We start from the raw sequence: 3,512 nt of genomic DNA on the forward strand, positions 1-3,512 counted from the left end.
ATCGTAGTAGATGGAGTTTCATGTGTGGCAGGAGTAGAAACAAAAATGGATGAGTGGGGAATCGATGTAATGGTCACTGGTTCTCAGAAGGCATTCATGCTTCCTGCAGGTTTAACGTTCGTCGCCGCTAGTGCAAAAGCTTGGAAAGTGATCGAAGAAAACGATCAGCCTAGATTCTATTTGAACCTAAAAAAATATAGAGATAATTTACTAAAAGATACTACACCGTTTACTCCCGCCTTGTCATTATTATTTGGACTTGAGCAGGTGCTGAACTTATTGGAGACAGAAGGTCTTGAAAACGTATATGCTCGCCATGAGCTAATGAAAAATATGACTCGTGCAGCGTTTAAAGCACTAGACATTCCATTACTGACAACAGATAAGGATGCTTCCCCAACTGTTACAGCTGTTCAGCCAGAGGATTTTGATGCAGAAGAGTTCCGTAAAATTCTGAAGAATGAATTCGCGATATCCATAGCAGGCGGCCAACAGCATTTAACGGGCAAAATCTTCCGAATTGGGCATATGGGCTATTGCTCTCCAGCAGATCAGCTGCAGATCATTAGTGCGATAGAGATAGCTCTAAAAAAAATAGGTAAAGATATTGAGCTTGGAAAAGGAACAGCAGCGGCGCAACGAGTTTATTTAGCATAAGTAAAACTTAATGAGAAGGAGCAGATGAATGATGACTTACAATATACTAATTAGCGACCCACTTAGCGAGGATGGTATTTTCCCTTTAAGGGAGGCAGAGGGATTTAATATAGTAGTAGATACAGATTTAACCCCTGATCAACTTGAAGAAAAAATTGGAGAATTCGATGCTTTGCTTGTGCGAAGTCAAACTCAGGTTACTCGAGAAATTATTGAAAAGGCAACGAACCTAAAAATCATAGGCAGAGCTGGAGTTGGAGTAGATAATATCAATCTTCCTGCAGCAACAGAGCGTGGAATTATCGTTGTTAATGCACCGGACGGCAACACCAACTCTGCTGCTGAGCATACTATTGCAATGTTAATGTCGCTTGCTCGAAAAATTCCGCAAGCATTCCATTCCTTAAAAAATAAAAAATGGGATCGCAAAACGTATATTGGAGTAGAGGTAAAGAATAAAACATTGGGTGTCGTTGGATTTGGTCGAATCGGTCAAGAGGTTGCAGTTCGTGCAAAGGGTCAACGAATGAACGTAATTGCCTACGATCCTTTCTTAACTCCTGAAAAAGCAGAGAAGCTTGGAGTACAATTTGGTACCGTGGAGGATGTTATTAAAGCAGCAGATTTCATCACTATACATACTCCTTTACTGAAAGAGACACGCCACCTAATTAATAAGGAAGCATTTGAAAAAATGAAGGACGGTGTACAAATCATTAACTGTGCCCGCGGCGGAATTATTGATGAGGATGCTTTATATGATGCTATTCTTTCGGGCAAGGTGGCTGGGGCAGCACTAGATGTGTTTGAAGAAGAACCATTCGTAGAGCATAAGCTGTTAACATTGCCACAGGTTATTGCTACACCTCATTTAGGGGCTAGCACAGTAGAAGCACAAGAAATAGTAGCAATTGACGTGTCATACGATGTAGTGAGCTTTTTAACAGAAGGAGTCGTAAAAAATCCAGTTAACCTTTCTTCAGTACCGAAGGACATATTGGCAAAAATTGAACCATATTTCAACCTGGTCGAACAGCTTGGATCCTTCTTGAGCGATTTAGTGGAGGGACCTCCAGAAGAAATAAATATTACCTACGCTGGCGAGCTTTCTAATTTTGATACACGCCCATTATCTCGAAACGCAGTTAAGGGCTTCCTAAAAAGCAAGTTAGGCGAGTCTGTAAACGATGTGAACGCCAAATTCCTTGCTGATCGTCTTGGCATTTCTATTAATGAATTAAAAACGACAAACTCTAAAGGATTTACAAGTCTAATTACAGTGGAAGTAAAAACTGCTACTGAATCACGAAAAGTGTCTGGTACATTATTGAATGGACTCGGTGGGCGAATCGTTCGAGTGGATGACTTTATCGTAGATGTGGTCCCTAACGGATATTTACTATTTATTCGTCATAAAGACCAACCAGGTGCAATTGGGCGTGTAGGTATGCTGCTTGCAGAGGAAGGCGTGAATATTGCAACGATGCAGGTGGGACGCTCTGAAGTAGGCGGTGATGCAATCATGATGCTTACAATCGACAAGCATATAGAGGGTAAAGGTGTCGAGAAGTTAAAGAGTCTAGCAGATATATTCGATGCAACACCTATAGATTTATAAGTGAAAATTTAAAAGCTTAGTTTAAAATTGAAAAATCATCTCTCGAGGTCTTCTGAGAGGTGATTTTTTATTGGATATTTATGTTAAAATTATTATACGTGTTGAAGGTCTGCCTCAAACTAACTTTCTCACAAGGATTATTAAACTTGCCTTCTTGGGTAGATACTCTATTTCATAGAGGGGATAGGTTCTAAATCTGACATAATAAAAAGGAGTCTAGCTATACATATGGTCATCCTAATTCTCATCATCACATTGCTGCTTTATGGCGGTCTAGTCTATTATATTGGCTGGCGGGGATATCGCTGGCTCCGTCCGGAATCGTCAAGTCGCCGCTTCAAATTACTTTACAGCTTCATCGTAGTACTGGCAGCCAGCTCTTTAATTGTCGGTTTTATATCGGGAATCACCTTTATAAATATTGTGGGTGCTTACTGGATGGCATGCTTTTATTTACTGTTGCTATTAGTTCCTCTCGCTCATATTACAGTTATTCTCTTGCGTTATACCAGGCTACCGAGACACAGAACACAAAAATGGGCTGGTTTCGTCACTTTGGGACTGGTTGTATTTTTTCTAGCATACGGCACATATAATGCATATAGTCCTGTTGTTCGCGACTACGATATTAAGATAGCCAAAGGTTCCTCGTCGCTGGATAGCCTTCGTATTGCCATGGCGGCAGATACACACTTTGGTTTGCTGTCTGGGAAAAGTCACGCGGAACGTTTAGTTAAGGAAATTAACGCCCTCAATCCAGATATAATCCTACTACCTGGTGATCTCTTCGATGATGATATTCAACCATTTCTTGATCAGAGAATAGATCAGATATTATCTAAACTTCATGCACCTTATGGAGTTTATGCTTCTCTCGGCAACCATGATAGGCATGACGGTACCATGCAAGAACTAATAGATGCATTGGAGAACAGCGGAATCAATATACTTTACGATGATATAGTAGAGGTTCAAGGAAAATTTACGCTCATTGGCCGAAAAGACCGCATCGACAAGGACAGGTTACCTTTAGATTCACTGATGAATGATGTGAACCTTTCAAATCCAACTATTTTATTGGATCACCAGCCATATGAGCTTGATATAGCACAGCAGCAAGGCATTGACTTGATGGTGTCAGGCCATACGCATGGTGGTCAGGTCTTTCCCGGCAATCTAATTACTGGTGCTATTTATGAAAATGATTGGGGACATCTGCAAAAGGAAACGATGCATT

General features: G+C 40.7%; 3 protein-coding genes. All 3 read left to right on the forward strand.

The window, feature by feature from the left end:
- The coding region (locus AC06OU_RS01670) for a pyridoxal-phosphate-dependent aminotransferase family protein (protein ID WP_475853559.1) at positions 1–657 on the forward strand (657 nt) is incomplete at its 5' end.
- Between the two features lie 31 nt (positions 658–688).
- Positions 689–2,275 carry a phosphoglycerate dehydrogenase gene (gene serA / locus AC06OU_RS01675; RefSeq protein ID WP_475853561.1) on the forward strand — a complete coding sequence of 529 codons (1,587 nt, stop codon included), beginning with the start codon at positions 689–691 and terminating at the stop codon, positions 2,273–2,275.
- Between the two features lie 228 nt (positions 2,276–2,503).
- Positions 2,504–3,512 (forward strand): metallophosphoesterase (locus AC06OU_RS01680; protein WP_475853560.1); only part of this gene is annotated, 1,009 nt, incomplete at its 3' end.

Source organism: Psychrobacillus sp., assembly GCF_056205495.1.

What these genes read in the sequence shown, in the direction of transcription:
- serA (WP_475853561.1), top strand. Translation starts at nt 689, where the DNA reads ATGACTTACAATATACTAATTAGCGACCCACTTAGCGAGGATGGTATT.